Annotated in this window: 12 protein-coding genes; 2 read left to right on the top strand and 10 right to left on the bottom strand. The window is 71.4% G+C overall.

What is annotated here, in order from left to right:
• Window positions 1-542: 542 nt before the first annotated feature.
• From tyrS to argC, 6 genes are all read right to left on the bottom strand, one after another.
• On the bottom strand, window positions 543-1,808 hold the full coding sequence (tyrS, locus tag WMJ97_RS10170; protein ID WP_347348878.1) for a tyrosine--tRNA ligase: 1,266 nt from the start codon (window positions 1,806-1,808) through the stop codon (window positions 543-545).
• Window positions 1,809-1,852: 44 nt separating this feature from the next.
• Window positions 1,853-3,412 (bottom strand): argininosuccinate lyase, encoded by a 1,560-nt coding sequence (gene argH, locus WMJ97_RS10165; RefSeq protein ID WP_347348877.1) that lies wholly within the window; start codon window positions 3,410-3,412, stop codon window positions 1,853-1,855.
• Window positions 3,413-3,414: 2 nt separating this feature from the next.
• Complete coding sequence (gene argR, locus WMJ97_RS10160) at window positions 3,415-3,906, bottom strand: arginine repressor (RefSeq protein ID WP_347348876.1); 492 nt, start codon at window positions 3,904-3,906, stop codon at window positions 3,415-3,417.
• The gene (locus tag WMJ97_RS10155; protein WP_347348875.1) at window positions 3,903-5,096 is read right to left on the bottom strand and encodes an acetylornithine transaminase; all 1,194 of its coding nucleotides are present in this window, start codon (window positions 5,094-5,096) and stop codon (window positions 3,903-3,905) included. Before WMJ97_RS10155 ends, argR begins: the two co-directional genes overlap by 4 nt.
• Window positions 5,093-5,992: an acetylglutamate kinase gene (argB, locus tag WMJ97_RS10150; protein WP_347348874.1), complete on the bottom strand. Its 900-nt coding sequence runs from the start codon at window positions 5,990-5,992 to the stop codon at window positions 5,093-5,095. Before argB ends, WMJ97_RS10155 begins: the two co-directional genes overlap by 4 nt.
• A 100-nt stretch (window positions 5,993-6,092) precedes the next feature.
• Window positions 6,093-7,124 (bottom strand): N-acetyl-gamma-glutamyl-phosphate reductase, encoded by a 1,032-nt coding sequence (gene argC / locus WMJ97_RS10145; protein ID WP_347348873.1) that lies wholly within the window; start codon window positions 7,122-7,124, stop codon window positions 6,093-6,095.
• Between the two features lie 324 nt (window positions 7,125-7,448).
• Here argC and nhaA point away from each other — a divergent pair, with 324 nt between their 5' ends.
• Window positions 7,449-8,750, top strand: a complete 1,302-nt coding sequence (gene nhaA, locus WMJ97_RS10140; protein ID WP_347348872.1) for a Na+/H+ antiporter NhaA — start codon at window positions 7,449-7,451, stop codon at window positions 8,748-8,750.
• 73 nt (window positions 8,751-8,823) lie between these two features.
• A complete protein-coding gene (locus WMJ97_RS10135; RefSeq protein ID WP_347348871.1) occupies window positions 8,824-10,101 on the top strand; it encodes a hypothetical protein in 1,278 nt (425 codons plus the stop codon).
• Here WMJ97_RS10135 and WMJ97_RS10130 read toward each other — a convergent pair.
• From WMJ97_RS10130 to pheT, 4 genes are all read right to left on the bottom strand, one after another.
• Window positions 10,059-10,349: a ferredoxin gene (locus tag WMJ97_RS10130; protein ID WP_347348870.1), complete on the bottom strand. Its 291-nt coding sequence runs from the start codon at window positions 10,347-10,349 to the stop codon at window positions 10,059-10,061. The two genes, WMJ97_RS10135 and WMJ97_RS10130, sit on opposite strands and share 43 nt — an antisense overlap.
• Window positions 10,350-10,362: 13 nt before the next feature.
• Window positions 10,363-11,658, bottom strand: a complete 1,296-nt coding sequence (locus tag WMJ97_RS10125) for an FAD-dependent oxidoreductase (protein WP_347348869.1) — start codon at window positions 11,656-11,658, stop codon at window positions 10,363-10,365.
• A gap of 32 nt (window positions 11,659-11,690) precedes the next feature.
• Entirely contained in the window at window positions 11,691-14,216 is a 2,526-nt protein-coding gene (locus WMJ97_RS10120) for a DUF3516 domain-containing protein (protein ID WP_347348868.1), read from the bottom strand.
• A 16-nt stretch (window positions 14,217-14,232) separates the two neighbouring features.
• On the bottom strand, window positions 14,233-16,625 hold a 2,393-nt coding region (pheT, locus tag WMJ97_RS10115), incomplete at its 5' end, for a phenylalanine--tRNA ligase subunit beta (RefSeq protein WP_347348867.1).

Below are 16,625 nucleotides of genomic sequence, written 5' to 3'. Positions count from 1 at the left end.
AAAACAGTCTGTGCAAAAAATGGCATTGACAAACAAAAGACACGCTGTTGAGTTCTCAAACTTCCGAAGCACACCTCCGAACCGCTTTCGCCGTCCAGTGGGGCAACTCGATAAAGCTTATTGGAGAGGAAATCTCACTGTCAAATCGAGCTTTCCCTCCCAACTCCGGGTCGACAATGATTCCGGATACCTCGCGCAGAGCGCGACGAACCCCGGGTTTCATCGTTGGGTTGGAGTTGGCCCCCAGTTCGTCCGGCCCGAGTCTCCTCGGCCCGTCCGTCTCACCGGAAGGCTTGGATTACATTACGTGGTCCCCCGCGCCGAGTCAAATCGGGCGGCTCCTGCGCGTCGCCGGCGTGAAGAGACGCTCCACGCCGGCCCGCCGCGCGGGTGCGCCTCCCCGTGCGGACCCCAGCGACGGCGGGGCTCCCCACCGAGCGGAACCCCTAGCGCGGGCGGACGCCAGCGACCCCGCGATGCCCGCGGGCCGCTGGCGTCCGATCAATCTCGGGGGCGAGGCGTCCCCCGTTACGCGGGACGCCTCAGCGCAGAACGTCAACCGCGCCGACGGTCTTCTTGCCCCGGCGGGTGATGACATAGCGGCCCTGCAGGAGATCCTCGGGGGCGAGGACCGCGTCCGGGTCGCTCACCTTCGCGTTGTTGACGTACGCGCCCCCCTCGGCGATCGCGCGTCGCGCGGCAGACTTGCTGGCCACCACGCCCGACGCGACGAGAGCGTCCACGACCGAAGGCAGTTCTCCCCCGGCCGCCATCTCCTGCGCGCCCAACTCGCGGCTCACGGCCGCGAGGACGCCGGCGTTCAGTTCGGAGAGCTCCGAGCGACCGAAGATCGCGGACGCCGCCCGCTCGGCGGCGACGCGGTTCTCTCGGCCGTGGACCAAGTCCGTGACGTCGTCGGCCAGGGCCCGCTGCGCGACCCGCAGGAACGGCTTCTCCGCCTGCTGGCGGCCGATGTCGCCGATCTCCTCGCGCGAGCGCGGCGAGAAGATCTTCAGGTAGCCCATGACCTGCGAATCCTCCGCGTTCAGGAAGAACTGGTGGAACGCGTACGGGCTCGTCATGTCGGGGTCCAGCCAGACGGTGCCCTGCTCGGTCTTGCCGAACTTCGTGCCGTCGGCCTTCGTGAGCAGCGGCGTCGCGAGCGCGTGGACACGCGCACCCTCCGACCGCCGGATCAACTCGACGCCCGCGGTGATGTTGCCCCACTGGTCGCTGCCGCCGGTCTGCAGCGTGACGCCGTGGCGGCGGAAGAGCTCCCGGTAGTCCAACGACTGCAGCAGCACGTAGCTGAACTCGGAGTAGCTGATGCCCGACTCGAGGCGCGACCGGACGACCTCGCGGTCGAGCATCCGGTTGACGGAGAAGTGTTTGCCCACGTCCCGCAGGAAATCCAGCGTCGACAACTGGGCAGTCCAGTCGTAGTTGTTGACGATCGTCGCGCCGTTGTCGCCGTCGAAGCCGATGAGCCCCGACACCTGCCCGCGAATCTTCTCGGCCCATTCAGCGACGAGTTCCGCGGGGTTCATGACGCGCTCGCCCGCGGCCTTCGGGTCACCGATGAGGCCGGTCGAACCGCCGACCAGCAGGTGCGGCCGATGCCCGGCCGCCTGCAGATGCCGCGCCAGGACGAGCTGCACGAGATTTCCCATGTGGATACTGGGCGCGGTCGGGTCGAAGCCGACATAGAAGCCGGCCGGGCCGGCGTCCAGGTGTGCGGCCAGCGCGTCCAAGTCGGTCGAATGGGCGATGAAGCCCCGCCACGTCAGTTCGTCAAGTACGGCATTCACGCTGGGCAAGCCTATCGGACGCCCGCGCGCCGCCCGGCCGAGGCTCAGCCGCGCCCGGGATCCGCCTCTTGGGAGCGCCACTCCAGTTCCGTGCCGGCCGGTACCGCTCCGGAGCCGCCGCACAGCGGACACTGCCCGGTCGCCGCCGGCCCGGTCGCCTGCGCGTCCGGCCCCGCTTCCGGGGCCAGCGGTCGCTCCACCCACTCCGTGATCGCGTCGATCGCGTCCAGCACCTGCTGCAGTTGCTCCTGCACGCGCACCCGCGCCGTGCCGCCGCGGCCGTTCCGCGCGTCGATCGAACCCTCCACCGACAGCACCGACAGGACGCCCTCGCCGAGGCGTCCGTCGATCGCCGGCAGATCGGACGCCGTCAGCTCGGTCAGCTCCATGCCACGCTCCTCGCAATACCGAACCGCCGCCCCCGAGATCTCGTGGGCCTGCGCGAAGGGAACGCGCTGCCGGACGAGCCAGTCGGCCACGTCCGTGGCCAGCGAGAAGCCCTGCGGCGCGCGTTCGGCGAGCCGATCGGCGTGGAACACGAGCGTCGACAGCATGCCGGCCATCGCCGGCAGCAGGACGCGGAGCTGGTCGAGCGAATCGAAGACCGGCTCCTTGTCTTCCTGCAGGTCTCGGTTGTACGCCAGCGGCAGGCCCTTCAAGGTGGTCAACAGTCCGGTGAGGTTGCCCACGAAGCGACCGGCCTTGCCGCGAGCCAGTTCGGCCACGTCGGGATTCTTCTTCTGGGGCATGATCGAGCTGCCCGTCGACCACGCGTCGTCGAGCGTGACGAAACCGAACTCGACGGTCGACCACAACACGACCTCCTCGGCGATACGCGACAGGTCGATGCCGATCTGCGCGAGCACGAAGGACGCCTCCGCGACCAGGTCGCGGGACGCCGTCCCATCGATCGAGTTCGCGACCGACGACGCGAAGCCCAACTCGTGGGCGACGAACTCGGGGTCGAGCCCGAGCGACGTGCCGGCCAGCGCCGCCGACCCGTAGGGCGAGACGGCCAGCCGCCGGTCGAGGTCGCGGATGCGGTCGACGTCGCGCAGCAACGGCCACGCGTGCGCGAGCAGGTGGTGGCTGAGCAGCACCGGCTGCGCCGACTGGAGGTGCGTGCGGCCCGGCATCGGGACGCCGAGATGCTCGCCCGCTTGGTCGTACAGCGCGATCACGACCTGCTGGACCTCGGCGGCGACCAGCCGCAGCTCCTCGCGCAAGTAGAGCCGGATCAGCGTCGCGATCTGGTCGTTGCGGGACCGGCCGGCGCGGAGGCGTCCGCCCAACTCGGGGCCGACACGCTCCATGAGGCCGCGCTCGAGGGCCCCATGGACGTCCTCATCGTGCGGCGCGGCGACGAAGGCGCCGGACGCCACGTCGGCGTCCAGCCGATCGAGGCCGTCCAGCATGCCGGCCAGCTCGTCGTCGGTCAGCAGACCCGCCCGGTGCAGGGCCTTCGCGTGGGCGCGCGAGCCGGCGATGTCGAAGCGAGCGAGGCGCCAGTCGAACTGCGTCGACTTGCTGAGAGCGAACATCGCCTCGGCCGGACCGCCCTCGAAGCGGCCACCCCACAGAAGACCCTCGCCCGCCTGCGCCATCTCTAACTCTCCCTCGCACCCATTCGCAGCAGCTTCGAGGCCAGCGCGGCGCCCCCGTTGGGGTCGCGCGCGATGACCAGCACCGTGTCGTCCCCGGCGATCGTGCCGAGGACCTCGACGAGAGCGACCCTATCGAGCGCGGCCGCCAGATACTGCGCCGCGCCGGACGGCGTCCGGACGACGACCAGATTTCCGGACGCCTCCGCCGACAGCAGGAACTCCCCCGCCACCTGCGACAACCGGACGCGGCCGCCGGCGAGCCGCTCGGGCTCCGCACCCCGGAGCGCGTAGACGAGGTCGCCCGCGTGGTTGCGCACCCGGATCGCCCCGACATCCACCAGATCCCGGCTCAGAGTGCCCTGCGTGCAGGGAAACCCCTCGTCAGCCAGCCTGTTGGCCAGATCGACCTGCGACCGGATCTCCGCGCGCTGCAGCAGGTCCGAGATGCGGGCCTGCCGCGCGGTCTTGCGTGGCTGCCGGGGTGTCTCGGTCACGCCGCCTGGCGCAACAGTTCGGGGAGCGCGTCCACGAACGGCTGCAGGTCGGCCTGCGTGACAATGTACGGCGGGGCCAGGCGGAGCACGCCGGGGCGAGGCGCGTTCGCGATGAAGCCCGCCTGGATCCCGGCCTCGTACACGGCCGGGGCGATGTCGCGCTCGAGCACGACGCCCCGCAGCAACCCGCGCCCGCGGACCTCGGCGACGCCGGGCACCTTGGCGAGCTCGCCGGCCAACCAGTCGCCGACCTCGTTGACGTGGGCGAGCAGGCCGTCTTCTTCGATGACGTCGAGCACGGTGTTCCCGGCGCGCGCTGCCAGCGGGTTACCGCCGAACGTCGTGCCGTGGTTGCCCGGCTGGAACAGCTCGCCGGCCGGACCCAGGGCGATGCACGCCCCGATCGGGAAGCCGCCGCCGAGCCCCTTCGCGACCGTCACGATGTCGGGCAGCACGCCCTCGCGCTGATGATCGAACCACAGCCCGCACCGGCCCATGCCGGTCTGCACCTCGTCGACCCACATGAGCGCACCGTGCGCGGCGGTGATCTCGCGGACGCGCTTCACCCAGCCCTGCGGCGGGACGGCGACGCCGACCTCGCCCTGAATCGGCTCGATCACGACGGCCGCGACGGTGTCGTCCATGGCCGCCTCGAGGGCGTCCGCGTCGCCGTACGGCACGAACGTGACGTCACCGGGCAGCGGCTCGAACGGGGTCCGATAGGCCGCCTTCGAGGTGAGCGCCAGCGCGCCCATCGTGCGGCCGTGGAAGCAGCCCTCCATCGCGATGACCCGCGTGCGGCCGGTGCGGCGGGTGAGCTTGAACGCCGCCTCGTTCGCCTCCGTGCCCGAGTTCGTGAAGAAGACGTGCGTCGGGACGTCAGCCCCGTTGCGCGCGATCGCGCCGAGACGCTCGCTCAACTGAACCTGCGGATCGGTGGCGAAGAAGTTCGACACGTGGATCAGCTTGGCGGCCTGGTCGGCGATCGCCGCCGCCAGGCGGGGATGCCCGTGGCCGAGCGAGTTCACCGCGATGCCCCCGAGCAGGTCGAGGTAGCGCTTGCCGTCGTCGTCGACGAGGTAAGGGCCCTCGCCGTGGTCGATGACCAGGCGCGGGGCGCCGAACGTGTTCATCATCGACGCCTTGTAGCGACCGATGACCCCCTCGGAGATGCTCGTCTGGACGCTCATTCCATCACCGCCGTTCCCAGTCCGTCGTCGGTCACCATTTCGAGCAGCAGCGAGTGCGGGTCACGCCCGTCGATGATCGTCGCCTGCTCCACGCCGCCGCGGACGGCCCGCATGCAGGCCTCCATCTTCGGCCGCATCCCGGACGCCAGCGAGGGCAGCATTTCCTCCACCTCGTCAGGGGTGAGCTTCGCGATCACGTCTTGGCTGTTCGGCCAATCGGCGTAGAGGCCCGGCACATCGGTCAGCATGATGAGGCGGCGCGCGCCCAGGGCGGCGGCCAGCGCGCTGGCGGCGGTGTCGGCGTTGACGTTGTACACCTCGCCGTGCTCGTCGGGCGCGACCGTCGCGACGATCGGCACGCAGCCGGCCTTGAGCAGGTTCTGCACCGCGTCCGGCCGGACGCCGGTCACGTCGCCCACCTGACCCAGGTCGACCTCCTCGCCCTCGACGTACACGTGCCGCGGCTCGGCGGTGAAGAGGTTCGCGTCCTCGCCCGAGAGGCCCACGGCCAGCGGGCCGTGCTCGTTGAGCAGGTTGACCAACTCACGGCCGACCTTGCCGACGAGCACCATGCGGACGACCTCCATCGCCGCGTGGCTGGTCACCCGCAGACCCGCCTTGAACTCGGAGTCGATGTCGAGGCGTCCCAGCATCTCGGTGATCTGGGGGCCGCCGCCGTGCACGACGACCGGCAGGACGCCGACGTGGTGCAGGAAGGCGATGTCCTCCACGAACGCCTTCTTCAGCTCCTCGTTGATCATCGCGTTGCCGCCGTACTTGATGACCATGATCGTGCCGGAGTACTTCTCCAGCCACGGCAGCGCCTCGATCAGGACTTGGGCCTTGTCTAACTGTTGCTTCTTCGCGGTGACGTGCCGCGACAGGACGGGACTCATCGGTCTGGGTTCCCCCGGTTTCTGGTGGTCGGTGCGGTTCGGTGGTTCGGGAGGGAGTCTGGGGCGGGGACGCCGCGGCGTCCCCGCGAGGGGCGTGCGATCAGGGCGCGACGCCGACGGACGTCAAGCCGGTGGTCTCGGGCAGGCCGAGCGCCAGGTTCATCGACTGGATGGCCCCGCCGGCGGTGCCCTTGGCCAGGTTGTCGATCGCGGCGACGGCCACGAGGCGTCCGGCGGTCTCGTCGACCGTCACCTGCACCTGCACGGCGTTGCTGCCGATGACGGCCTGCGTCTGCGGCCACACGCCCTTCGGCAGGACGCGCACGAACGGCTCCCCGTCGTACACGCGCCGGTAGGCCTCGTACGCCTCGTCGGCGGAGACGTTCTTCGCGAGCGGCGCCGTGATGGTGGCGAGAATGCCGCGCGACGTGGGCACGAGCACCGGGGTGAACGACAGCGTCGGGTTCGACGCGCCGAGCAGCCGGTAGTTCTGGACGATCTCCGGCGTGTGCCGGTGGACGCCGCCGACGCCGTAGGCGCTGACGTTGCCGATGATCTCGGCGCCGAGGAGATGCGGCTTGAGCGACTTGCCCGCGCCGGACGTTCCGGAGGTCGCGACGATCACGACGTCTTCGCCGGTCACGAGCCCCTCGGTGATCGCGGGCAGCAGGCCCAGCGTCGAGGCGGTCGGGTAGCAGCCGGGCACCGCGATGCGGTTCGTGTGCGCCAGCTTCTCGCGCTGGCCGGGCAGCTCAGGCATGCCGTAGGGCCAGGAGCCGGCGTACGGCGTCCCGTAGAACTTGTCCCAGTCAGCGGCGTTCGTCAGCCGGAAGTCGGCGCCCGCGTCGACGACGAGCACGTCGTCGCCCAGCTGTTCGGCGATCGCCGCCGAGGTGCCGTGCGGGAGGGCCAGGAACACGACGTCGTGCCCGGCGAGGTTCTCGATCGTCGTCTCCGCGACCACGCGGTCAGCGAGCGGCGCGAGGTGCGCGTGATGCTCGCCCAGCAGCGTGCCGGCCGACGACTTGGCGGTCAGAGCTCCGATCTCCACCTCGGGATGCCCGAGCAACAACCGCAATACTTCTCCTCCGGCGTACCCCGTGCAGCCGGCTACAGCAATTTTTTTCGTCACGGCATGATGATTCCATCCTCGGAATATCCATGCAAAACGAATGTCCAGGGCTGCCGTGGGGCGTCCCGCGGACAGGTGACCCCGAACCTCGGGCGGGTCCCGCGCGCGGGTGACAACCGTGTGCTCCGCGCGAGGGACTCCGGGGCTCCGCCCCGCCTCAGGACGCCTCCGGTGCGGCCGGCGGGGGCTCGGACGCAGGCGTCGGGCGGGATGGAGCCGCGATGGCAACAAAGGCGACACCGGCGGGGGCGTTCGGTAGGGTTTCGGCCCAGGTGAGCCGGGAAGTCTGGTCGGCAGTCCCTTCTGTCGACCCCAAGGAGCCTCATGATTCGCCAGCGCCTGCGCCGCGTCCTCTCACCCGGCGAGTGGCCGGAAGCCCAACGCATCGCGACCCTGCTGCGTACCGAGACCGTCGGCGGGTTGCTGCTCGTCGCCGCCGCGATCGTGGCGATCGTGCTGGCCAACTCCCCCGCGGCGGACGCCTACACGGCGCTGCGCGACACGCGCGTGGGCCCCGAGGCGCTGCACCTCAACCTGTCGCTCGGATCGTGGGCGGCCGACGGCCTGCTCGCGGTCTTCTTCTTCCTCGTGGGCCTGGAGCTGAAACGCGAGTTCGTCGCCGGCGACCTCCGCGAACCGCGCCGCGCTCTCGTGCCCGTCGCGGCCGCGGCGGGCGGCGTCCTGCTGCCGGCGCTGATCTACGTCGCGTTCAACGCGACGCGTCCGGACGCCCTGGGCGGCTGGGCCATCCCGACCGCGACCGACATCGCGTTCGCCGTCGCGGTACTCGCCGTCATCGGCTCGCACCTGCCGAGCGCGCTGCGGATCTTCCTGCTGACGCTGGCGGTCGTCGACGACCTCATCGCGATCATGATCATCGCGGTCGTCTACACGAAAGAGATCCACGTGCCTGAGATGCTGGCCACCGTGGTGCCGGTCGCCGTGTTCGCGTACCTGGTGCAGCGGTTCAGGCGCTTCTTCGCGCGGTCGCGGTGGGCGGCCTGGGTGATCCTGCTGCCGCTGGCGATCGTGGCGTGGGCGCTGCTGCACGCGTCGGGGATCCACGCGACGATCGCGGGCGTCGTGCTCGGCTTCTGCGTGCCGGTGCGGGGCGGGGCCGGGCCGCACGGGCTGGCCGGCGAGCTGGAGCACCACCTGCGTCCGCTGTCGGCGGGGGTGGCCGTCCCGGTGTTCGCGTTCTTCTCCGCGGGGGTGACGATCGGGGGTTGGCAAGGGCTGATGGCGTCGCTGAGCGACACCGTCACGCTCGGCATCATCGCCGGCCTCGTGCTGGGCAAGCCGATCGGCATCGTCGCGACGACGTGGGCCGTCACGACGTTCACCGGCGCGGAGCTGGACGACGACGTCCGGTGGGCCGACCTCGCGGGCGTCGGGCTGCTCGCCGGCATCGGGTTCACCGTGTCGCTGCTGATCGCCGAGCTCAGCTTCGGCGTCGGCACGCCCGGCGGGGACCACGCGAAGGTGGGCATCCTGCTCGCGTCCACGCTGGCCGCGCTCGCGGCGTCCGTCGTGCTGGGCGCGCGCAACCGCCGCTACCGGCAGATCGCCCGGCGTCACCTCCAAGACGCCGACGGCGACGGCGTCCCGGACGTCTACCAGCGGTAGCCCGATGCGCGGTGCCGAGCGACCCGCGCGCCCGGTGCCGGACGCGGCCCGCCAGACGCCCTAGGCTGCCGCCGTGGACGCAGACCCTGCAGAATCCGCCGCGCCGATCACCCGCCGCCAGGCCGGGCTCGTCGCGTTCGCCTCAGTGCTGGCGGCGGCGTCGAACTTCGTCTTGATGTTCGCCGGCACGAGGACCCTGTCGAGCGAGGCCGCCACCGAGTACCTCGCCTTCTGGTCGCTGCTGACGGGCATGTTCGGGGTGGTCTCGGGCGTGCAGAACGAGAGCACGCGGGCGGTGGGGGCGGTCGCGCAGGGCCGGGCGGCAGGCGTCCGGATGATCGCGCCGGCGCTCGCCGTCGGCGGGATCGTGGCGGCGGCGATCGTCCTGTTCAGCCCTGTGTTGGCCGCGCGGGTCGTGCCGCTCTCGGCGTCCGTGGCATTGCCGGCCCTCGTCCTGGTGACGGTCGCGTACGCGGCCTACGTGACGCTCGTCGGCTCGTTCGGCGGACGCGGCTGGTGGACCCACTACGCCGCCCTCATGGGCGGCGAGGTCGTCTGGCGGATGGCGCTCGTCGGGGCGGCCGTCGCCTGGGGCGCGACCCTCGGACGCCTCGAGCTCGCCCTCGCCGGCGCCACCACGATCCTGCTGATCTTCCTGGCCGCGCCGCGGTCGCGGTCCGCGATCACCTCGCGCGCGGACGCCGGCTTCCGCCGGATCCTGCGCCAGTGCGGGCTGGCCGTCTTGTCGACCTCGTGCACGGCCCTGCTCATCACGGCGTACCCGGCGATCCTGAAGGCCGCGAACCACGGCGACGACGCGCTGCTGCTGGGCGGGCTGATGCTGGCGATCTCCCTGACCAGGGCGCCGATCCTGATGCCGCTGACGGCATTCCAGGGCGTCGCCATCCGGACGTTCCTCGAGCACCGCGACGCCCCCCTGCGCGCCCTCGCCAAGCCGGCGGGCGCGCTGTTGGCCCTCGGGCTCGTGGGCGGGGCGGCCGCGTGGTTCGTCGGGCCGTGGTTCCTGCCGCTGTTCGGGCAGCCGTACCCGATCCCCGGCTGGGTCTTCTTCGCCCTGACGTTCAGCTCGGCCTTCATGGGCATCCTCACGCTGCTCGGCACGCTCGTCCTGGCCTTGGACGCCCATCTCGTCTACGCGGGCGGCTGGCTCGCGGCGTCCGTGGTCGCGCTCGGGCTGCTGGTGGGGCCGTTCGATCTGACGCTAAGGGCCGTGTCGAGCCTCGCCCTGGGCCCGCTGGGCGGGTGCGCCGTGATGCTGGCGTGGCTCATGTGGTCGGCCCGTACCGGTCAGCCTTCGCGGAAGACCACACCCATGCCCGACCGGGGGTAATGCCAGACCAACGACCCCGGCGCCGCCACGGCCAGGCAGGTGCCGCACTCGAGGCAGGCCGCGTACTCCGCGGTGATGGTGCCGTCGGGCAACTCGTGAAAGACGTGCGCCGGGCAGACCCGCACCAGCAGCTTCCCGGTGCCCGTGGCCTTGCAGACCTCCTGGTTGATCTCGATGTGGGATTCTTGTTCGTCCGTCTCGTACACGTTGCGAGCAAGCCGCTCGGGGACGCCTCCCAGAAAAGTCATGGCCGTACCTCGCTTACAACGCCCGGACGCCGGCCGCGACGTCGCGGATGAGTTGATGGACCCGCACCGTCGAGTTCTTGAAAGCCTGCAGCGCGGCCGTCCGGAGGTGGGTTCGGGGCTGGGCGTCCATGGTGAACGCCCGGTAGAAGACGTCCGCGAGCAGCGTGCCGTAGTCGCCGTACAGGCGCTCGGTCTCCAAGAACCGGGGGGCCTTCGCGTACAGCTTCATGTCGTGACCCACGAACGTCGCGTCGAGAGCCTGCTGGTAGGCGTCCAGGGCCTCCTGCGAATAGTCGCCCTTCGCGAGCGCCGCCGAAATGCACGTCGCCGCCGCGAGGGCAGAACCGGCAGCCAGGTCCATGCCTCGAATGGTCAGGCCCGTGTTCAGCGTGAAGCCGCCGGCGTCGCCGATGATCACCAGGCCGGGGCGCGTCAGGTCGTGGCCGACCATGGCGGGACCGTCCTCGATGGTCAGATGGCAGCCGTACTCCAGCAGTTCGCCGCCGGCCAGCAGCGGCGCGATCGCCGGATGGGACAGGAAGTGATCGTGCACCTGCGAGGCCACGAGGCGCTTGCGCTCCAGATCGTCCAGCCGCAGGACGACGCCGACCGACACCGAATCCCGGTTGGTGTAGAGGAACCCGCCGCCGGCCACGGTCTGGGTGGAGTCCCCCACGACCGCGTAGGCGACGCCGTCGTCGTCGCCCAGCCGGAAGCGGTCCTTCAGGACGCACTCGTCCAACTGGATCACCGACTTGACGCCCACCGCGAGGTGCTTGGTGGGCTCCTTGGCCCGGACGCCGGCCTGCTGCGCGATGAGGGAGTTGACCCCATCGGCGGCGACCACGACGTGGCTGCGCAGCTCGTCGTCGCCCGCCCGGACGCCGACCACCTGCTCGCCGTCCACGATCAGCTGATCCACCTTGACCCCCGGCATGACCGTCACGCCGGCCTCTTCAGCCCGCTCGGCCAGCCACGGATCGAGCTTCGCGCGCAGCACCGAGACGGCATTGACCGGCTCAGCGAGCCGCTCGTCCCAGTAGTCGATGTTCACCGCCGACGACTCGTTCAGGAACGACACGACGTTGCGCGTGATGCGGCGCTCCACCGGCGCCTGCGAGCAGAAATCAGGAAAGACCTGCTCCATGACCCGGCAGTAGAAAACACCGCCCGAGAGATTCTTCGACCCGGCCACGGGGCCGCGTTCCAGCAGCGCGACCGAATGGCCGCGGCTCGCCAGCTGGTGGGCACACACCGTCCCCGCCACACCACCGCCGATGACGATGACGTCGAAGTCCACTTCTTCCATTCTCGTTTCCTTGTGAGCCGAACGAACTGCCGTCAGTCGAGGCGCGAGAAGTTCGTGGTGTGCACGATCAACTCGTCGGCGTCGTCGCACTCGTCGAGATCCACGACCGCCTCGATGGACCAGTCCCGGTCCTCCGCCGGGTCGTCGATGATCTGCCGCACCTCCCACAGCCGCCCGCCGCGCCGCTCGGTGACCATGAAGAACGCGGGGCCGCGGGCGTCCGGACCCGTGCCGATGACGTCGTGGGCGTCCCAGTACTCGCCCAGCGCGTCGTCCCAGCGCTGGCGCGTCATCGTCACGCGCTGCCCGGTCTCGAGCTGGGCGAGGGCGTCCACGTCGTCGTCGGCGCAGAGCTCCACCCGGCGGAACAGAGCGTTGCGCACCAGCACCCGGAACGCCCGCGCGTTCCCGGTCACCGACCGCGTCGGCGGCGGCACCTCCTCGCCCCCGGACGCCTCCGCGCCCAGTTCCCCGAGGGCGGCCCACTCGTCGAGCAGCGAGCTGTCGATCAGCCGCGTCACCTCGCCGAGCCAGGCGATGAGATCGGTCAGCTCCTCCGTCCTGGACGCCTCCGGCACGGTCTGCCGCAGGGCGCGGACGGCGTCCGAGAGATACCGCAGCAGCAGCCCCTCGCTGCGTTGCACCTTGTAGAACGCGACGAACTCGCCGAACGTCATCGCGCGCTCGAACATGTCCCGGACGACCGACTTCGGGCTGACCGGCGTCTCGGCCAGCCACGGGTACTCCGGACGCAGGCGATCGAAGGTCGCCGTCAACAGCTCCCCCAGCGGCTGCGGCCATGTGACGTCGTCGAGGATCTCGACGCGCTCCTCGTACTCGTACCCGTCGGCCTTCAGCTCCGCGACCGCCTCGCCGCGCGCCTTGAACTGCTGCGCCAGCAGCAGCGTCATCGGGTTCTCCAGCGTGGCCTCGATGACGCTCAGCACGTCGAGCGCATAGGTCGGCGACGCGGGGTCCAGCAGGTCGATGCACGCGAGCGCGAACGCGGATAGCGGCTGGTTCAGCGCGAAGTCCCGCTGCAGGTCCACCGCCAGGGCGTACCGGCGTCCCCCGGGCGTCGGCTCGCTCAGCCGGACGACCACCCCCGCCGCCAGCAACGACCGTCCGAGCGCCGCCGCGCGGCGGTACAGCTTCCGGCGCGCCGCCCGCTCGGGGACGCTCGCCTCCAGCAGCCGGACCAGCGCCGCCCCGGTGTCCTCGTCGCGCTGCAGCAGGTTCAGCAGCATCGCGTGGGTGACGCGCATGCGGGCGTGCAGTTCCTCCGGCTCGCTCTCGATCAGCTTGGTGAACGTCGCCTCGGTGTAGTTCACGAACCCCTCAGGCGGCTTCTTCCGCCGGACGCTGCGCAGCTTCTTCGGGTCGTCGGCGAACTTCGCGGCGATGCGGGCGTTCTCCACCTCGTGCTCGGGCGCCTGGGCGGCCACGTACCCGACGGTGTCGAAGCCGGCGCGCCCCGCACGTCCGGCGATCTGGTGAAATTCGCGGCTGCGCAGCACCCGCTGGCGGCGTCCGTCGAACTTGGTGAGCTGGGAGAACAACACCGTCCGGATCGGCACGTTGATGCCGACCCCCAGCGTGTCCGTGCCGCAGATCACGGCGAGCAGGCCGCGCTGCGCGAGCTGCTCGACGAGCCGCCGATAGCGCGGCAGCATGCCCGCGTGATGCACGGCGACGCCGGCGTGCAGCAGCTTCGACAGGGTCTGCCCGAAGCCGCCCGCGAACCGGAACCCGCGCAGCGCCTCGGTCAGCTCGGCGCGCCGCGACTTGTCCACGATCCCCGAGCTGAGCAGCGACTGCGCCCGCTCGACCGCCGCGGCCTGCGTCGCGTGGACGACGTAGACCGGCGCCTGCTTGGTCGCGATGATCTCGGCGATGGTCTCGTGGACGGGCGTGATCGCCCAGTTGTACACGAGCGGCACGGGCCGCTCGGCGCTCGTCACGACGGACGTCTCGCGTCCCGTCGTCGCCTCCAGGGACGCCGCGAGCCGGCTCACGTCGCCGAGCGTCGCGGACATGATGACGAACTGGGCCTGCGGCAGCTCGACGAGCGGGACCTCCCACGCCCAGCCGCGGTCGCGGTCGGCGATGAAGTGGAACTCGTCCATGACGACGGACGCGACGTCGGCGTCCGGACCCTCGCGCAGCGCGATGTTCGCGAGGATCTCGGCGGTGCAGCAAACGATCGGCGCGTCCGCATTCACGGACGCGTCGCCGGTGACCATGCCGACCCGCTCGGCGCCGAACAGGTCGATCAGGGCGAAGAACTTCTCGCTGACCAGGGCCTTGATCGGCGCCGTGTAGTACGTGCGTCCGCCCGCGGCGAGCGTCGCGAAATGGGCGGCGGTCGCGATGAGCGACTTGCCCGAGCCGGTGGGCGTCGTGACGATCACGTTCGCGCCGGTCAGGATCTCGAGCAGCGCCTCCTCCTGATGCGGGTAGAGGCTGAAGCCCTCCTGGGACGCCCAGGCGACGAAGCCGGTCTCGAGGTCGTCGGGATCGGCTCCGCCGCCGGGCGGGAGGAACGGGATCAGGCGCACGGCGTCCGGACGCCCCTCACAGGGCCCGCAACTCGGCGCCGAACGCGTCGGCCGCCGCCCGGACCGCGGCGTCGCGCGCAGCGGCCACGTCGGCGTCCTTGAGCGTGCGGTCGGCGGCCCGGAAGCGCAGCGCGAACGCCACCGACTTCTTGCCCTCGGGGATCGGGTTGCCCGTGTAGATGTCGAAGAGCTGCAGCGATTCCAGCAGCTCGCCCGCCCCCGCTCGCACGGCCTCGCCGAGGTCGCCGACCGGCACCGAGGCGTCCACCACGAGCGCGATGTCCTCCTTCGCGACCGGGAACGACGAGACCGCCGCCACGTCACCGGCGCCCGGGAACAGCGAGACGAGCAGGTCGAGGTCGAGCTCGACGGCCGCGGTGCGCGCGGGCAGGCCGAAGCCCTTCACCACGCTCGGGTGCAGCTCGCCGGCGTACCCGACGACGGTCTCGCCGACGGACAGGCGCGCGCAGCGTCCGGGGTGCCAGGGGGCCATCGCGGCGGCGTCGCGCCGCAGCTCGAGCCCCACCGTGGACGCCGCGACGTCCGCGAACGCCAGTGCGGTCTGCCAGCCGGCCGGGACGGCCGCGCCGCTCCAGCCCGCCTTCAGCCAGTCCCCCGCCAGCACGGCGGCCAGGTGCCGCGGCTGGGAGGGCAGGGCGGCCTCGATGGCGGCGAGGTCGGCGTCCGAGGGGCGCGCCTCGACGCCCGGCATGGGCGCCGGGCTCCCGTCGCCCGCGAAGAACACCTCGCCGGCCTCGAAGAGCGCCAGGTCGTCGTTACCGCGCGACGTGTTGCGCTGCACGGCCGCGAACAGGCCCGGCAGGATCGTGGTGCGCAGCGCCGGGGACGTCTCCGCGAGCGGGTTCGCCAGCCGGACCAGGCCGCGCCGGGGGTCGTCGCCGGGCACGCCCATGCGGTCGAGCTCGTCGACGGACCCGAACGGGAACGTGAGCACCTCGACGTAGCCGTTGGCCGCGAGCGTCCGGTTGACCGCGCGCCGCAGCTGCTGCCCGACGGTATACCCGCGCCCCGACGGCGCCGCCGGCACGACGGACGGCAGGTGCTCCAGCCCCACCTTCGTGCCGACCTCCTCGACGTAGTCGTACGGGTCGCGCAGGTCGGAGCGCCAGGTCGGCGGGGTGAGCGTCAGGGTGTCGCCGTCGCGCTCGACGGCCACGCCGCTGCGCTCCAGGATCGCGACGACCCGCTCGGCCGACACCGGCATCCCCAAGATCCGCTCCGGCAGGGACGCCTCGATCGTCGTCGACGGCGGCGCGGGCACCGCACCGGCGATGGTGACCTCCGCCGACGGCGTCCCGCCCGCGAGGTCGGCGAGCAGGCGGGCGACACGACGTGCGGCCCCGTAGGCCGCGCCCGGATCGACGCTGCGCTCGAACCGCTTGGACGCCTCGCTGCCGAGCCCGTGGCGCCGCGACGTCCGCGCGATGGCCACGGGGTCGAAGTTCGCCGCCTCGATCACGATCGTCGTCGTGTTCTCGCGCAGCTCGGTCGACTCGCCGCCCATGACGCCCGCGAGCCCGATGGCCCCGGAGTCGTCGGCGATGACCAGGTCTTCAGCCGACAGGGTGCGCTCGACGCCGTCGAGCGTCACCAGCTTCTCCCCCTCGGACGCCTGCCGCACGACGATCGCGCCCGCGAGGGCGTCCGCGTCGTAGCAGTGGTTCGGCTGGCCGGTCTCGAGCATCACGTAGTTCGAGATGTCGACGCTCAGCGCGATCGGACGCATGCCGCACGCCACGAGCCGCCGCGCCATCCAGCCGGGCGTCTGCGCGGTCGGGTCGACGCCGGTCACGGTGATCGCCGTGAACAGCGGGCACCGGTCCGACTCGACCCGCACCGGGTAGCCGGCCTCGGACGCCGCCGGCGTCGCGTCGGCGATCGGGTCGGTGAACGCGGAGTCCGTCGCCTGCGCGGCCTCCCGCGCGAGCCCGCGGATCGACAGGCAGTAGCCCATGTCGGGCGTCACCGGCATGTCGAGCACGGTGTCGCGGACGCCGAGGGCGTCCAGCGCGTCGGCCCCGAGCGTCCACGCGCGGCCCTCGTCGTCGGCGTCGCCGAGCACCATGATGCCGGAGTGGTCGTCGCCCAGGCCCAGCTCGTCGACGGCGCAGATCATGCCGTCGGAGCGGTGGCCGTAGGTCTTCCGCGAGCCGATGGTGAACCCGCCGGGCAGCGTCGTGCCCGGCAGGGCGACCACGACGTGGTCGCCGACCTCGAAGTTCAGCGCGCCGCACACGATGCCGCGGGGCAGGTAGTCCCCCGCCGGCGCGAGCGGGTCGCTCGACCCGCCCTCGACCGGCGCGGGCGCCGCCTCGGGGGCGTGCTCGGGGCCGACGTCGACGTGACACCACCGGATCGTCTTGCCGTTCTTCTGCGGCGTGCCGACGA

The sequence above is a fragment of the Nigerium sp. genome, assembly GCF_039811905.1.
GTDB lineage: Bacteria > Actinomycetota > Actinomycetes > Propionibacteriales > Propionibacteriaceae > Propioniciclava.
This window is presented reverse-complemented; position numbering and strand designations above follow the sequence as displayed.

What these genes read in the sequence shown, in the direction of transcription:
- argH (WP_347348877.1), bottom strand. Translation starts at nt 3,412, where the DNA reads ATGGCGCAGGCGGGCGAGGGTCTTCTGTGGGGTGGCCGCTTCGAGGGC.
- WMJ97_RS10130 (WP_347348870.1), bottom strand. Translation starts at nt 10,349, where the DNA reads ATGACTTTTCTGGGAGGCGTCCCCGAGCGGCTTGCTCGCAACGTGTAC.
- WMJ97_RS10125 (WP_347348869.1), bottom strand. Translation starts at nt 11,658, where the DNA reads ATGGAAGAAGTGGACTTCGACGTCATCGTCATCGGCGGTGGTGTGGCG.
- WMJ97_RS10155 (WP_347348875.1), bottom strand. Translation starts at nt 5,096, where the DNA reads ATGAGCGTCCAGACGAGCATCTCCGAGGGGGTCATCGGTCGCTACAAG.
- nhaA (WP_347348872.1), top strand. Translation starts at nt 7,449, where the DNA reads ATGATTCGCCAGCGCCTGCGCCGCGTCCTCTCACCCGGCGAGTGGCCG.
- argB (WP_347348874.1), bottom strand. Translation starts at nt 5,992, where the DNA reads ATGAGTCCCGTCCTGTCGCGGCACGTCACCGCGAAGAAGCAACAGTTA.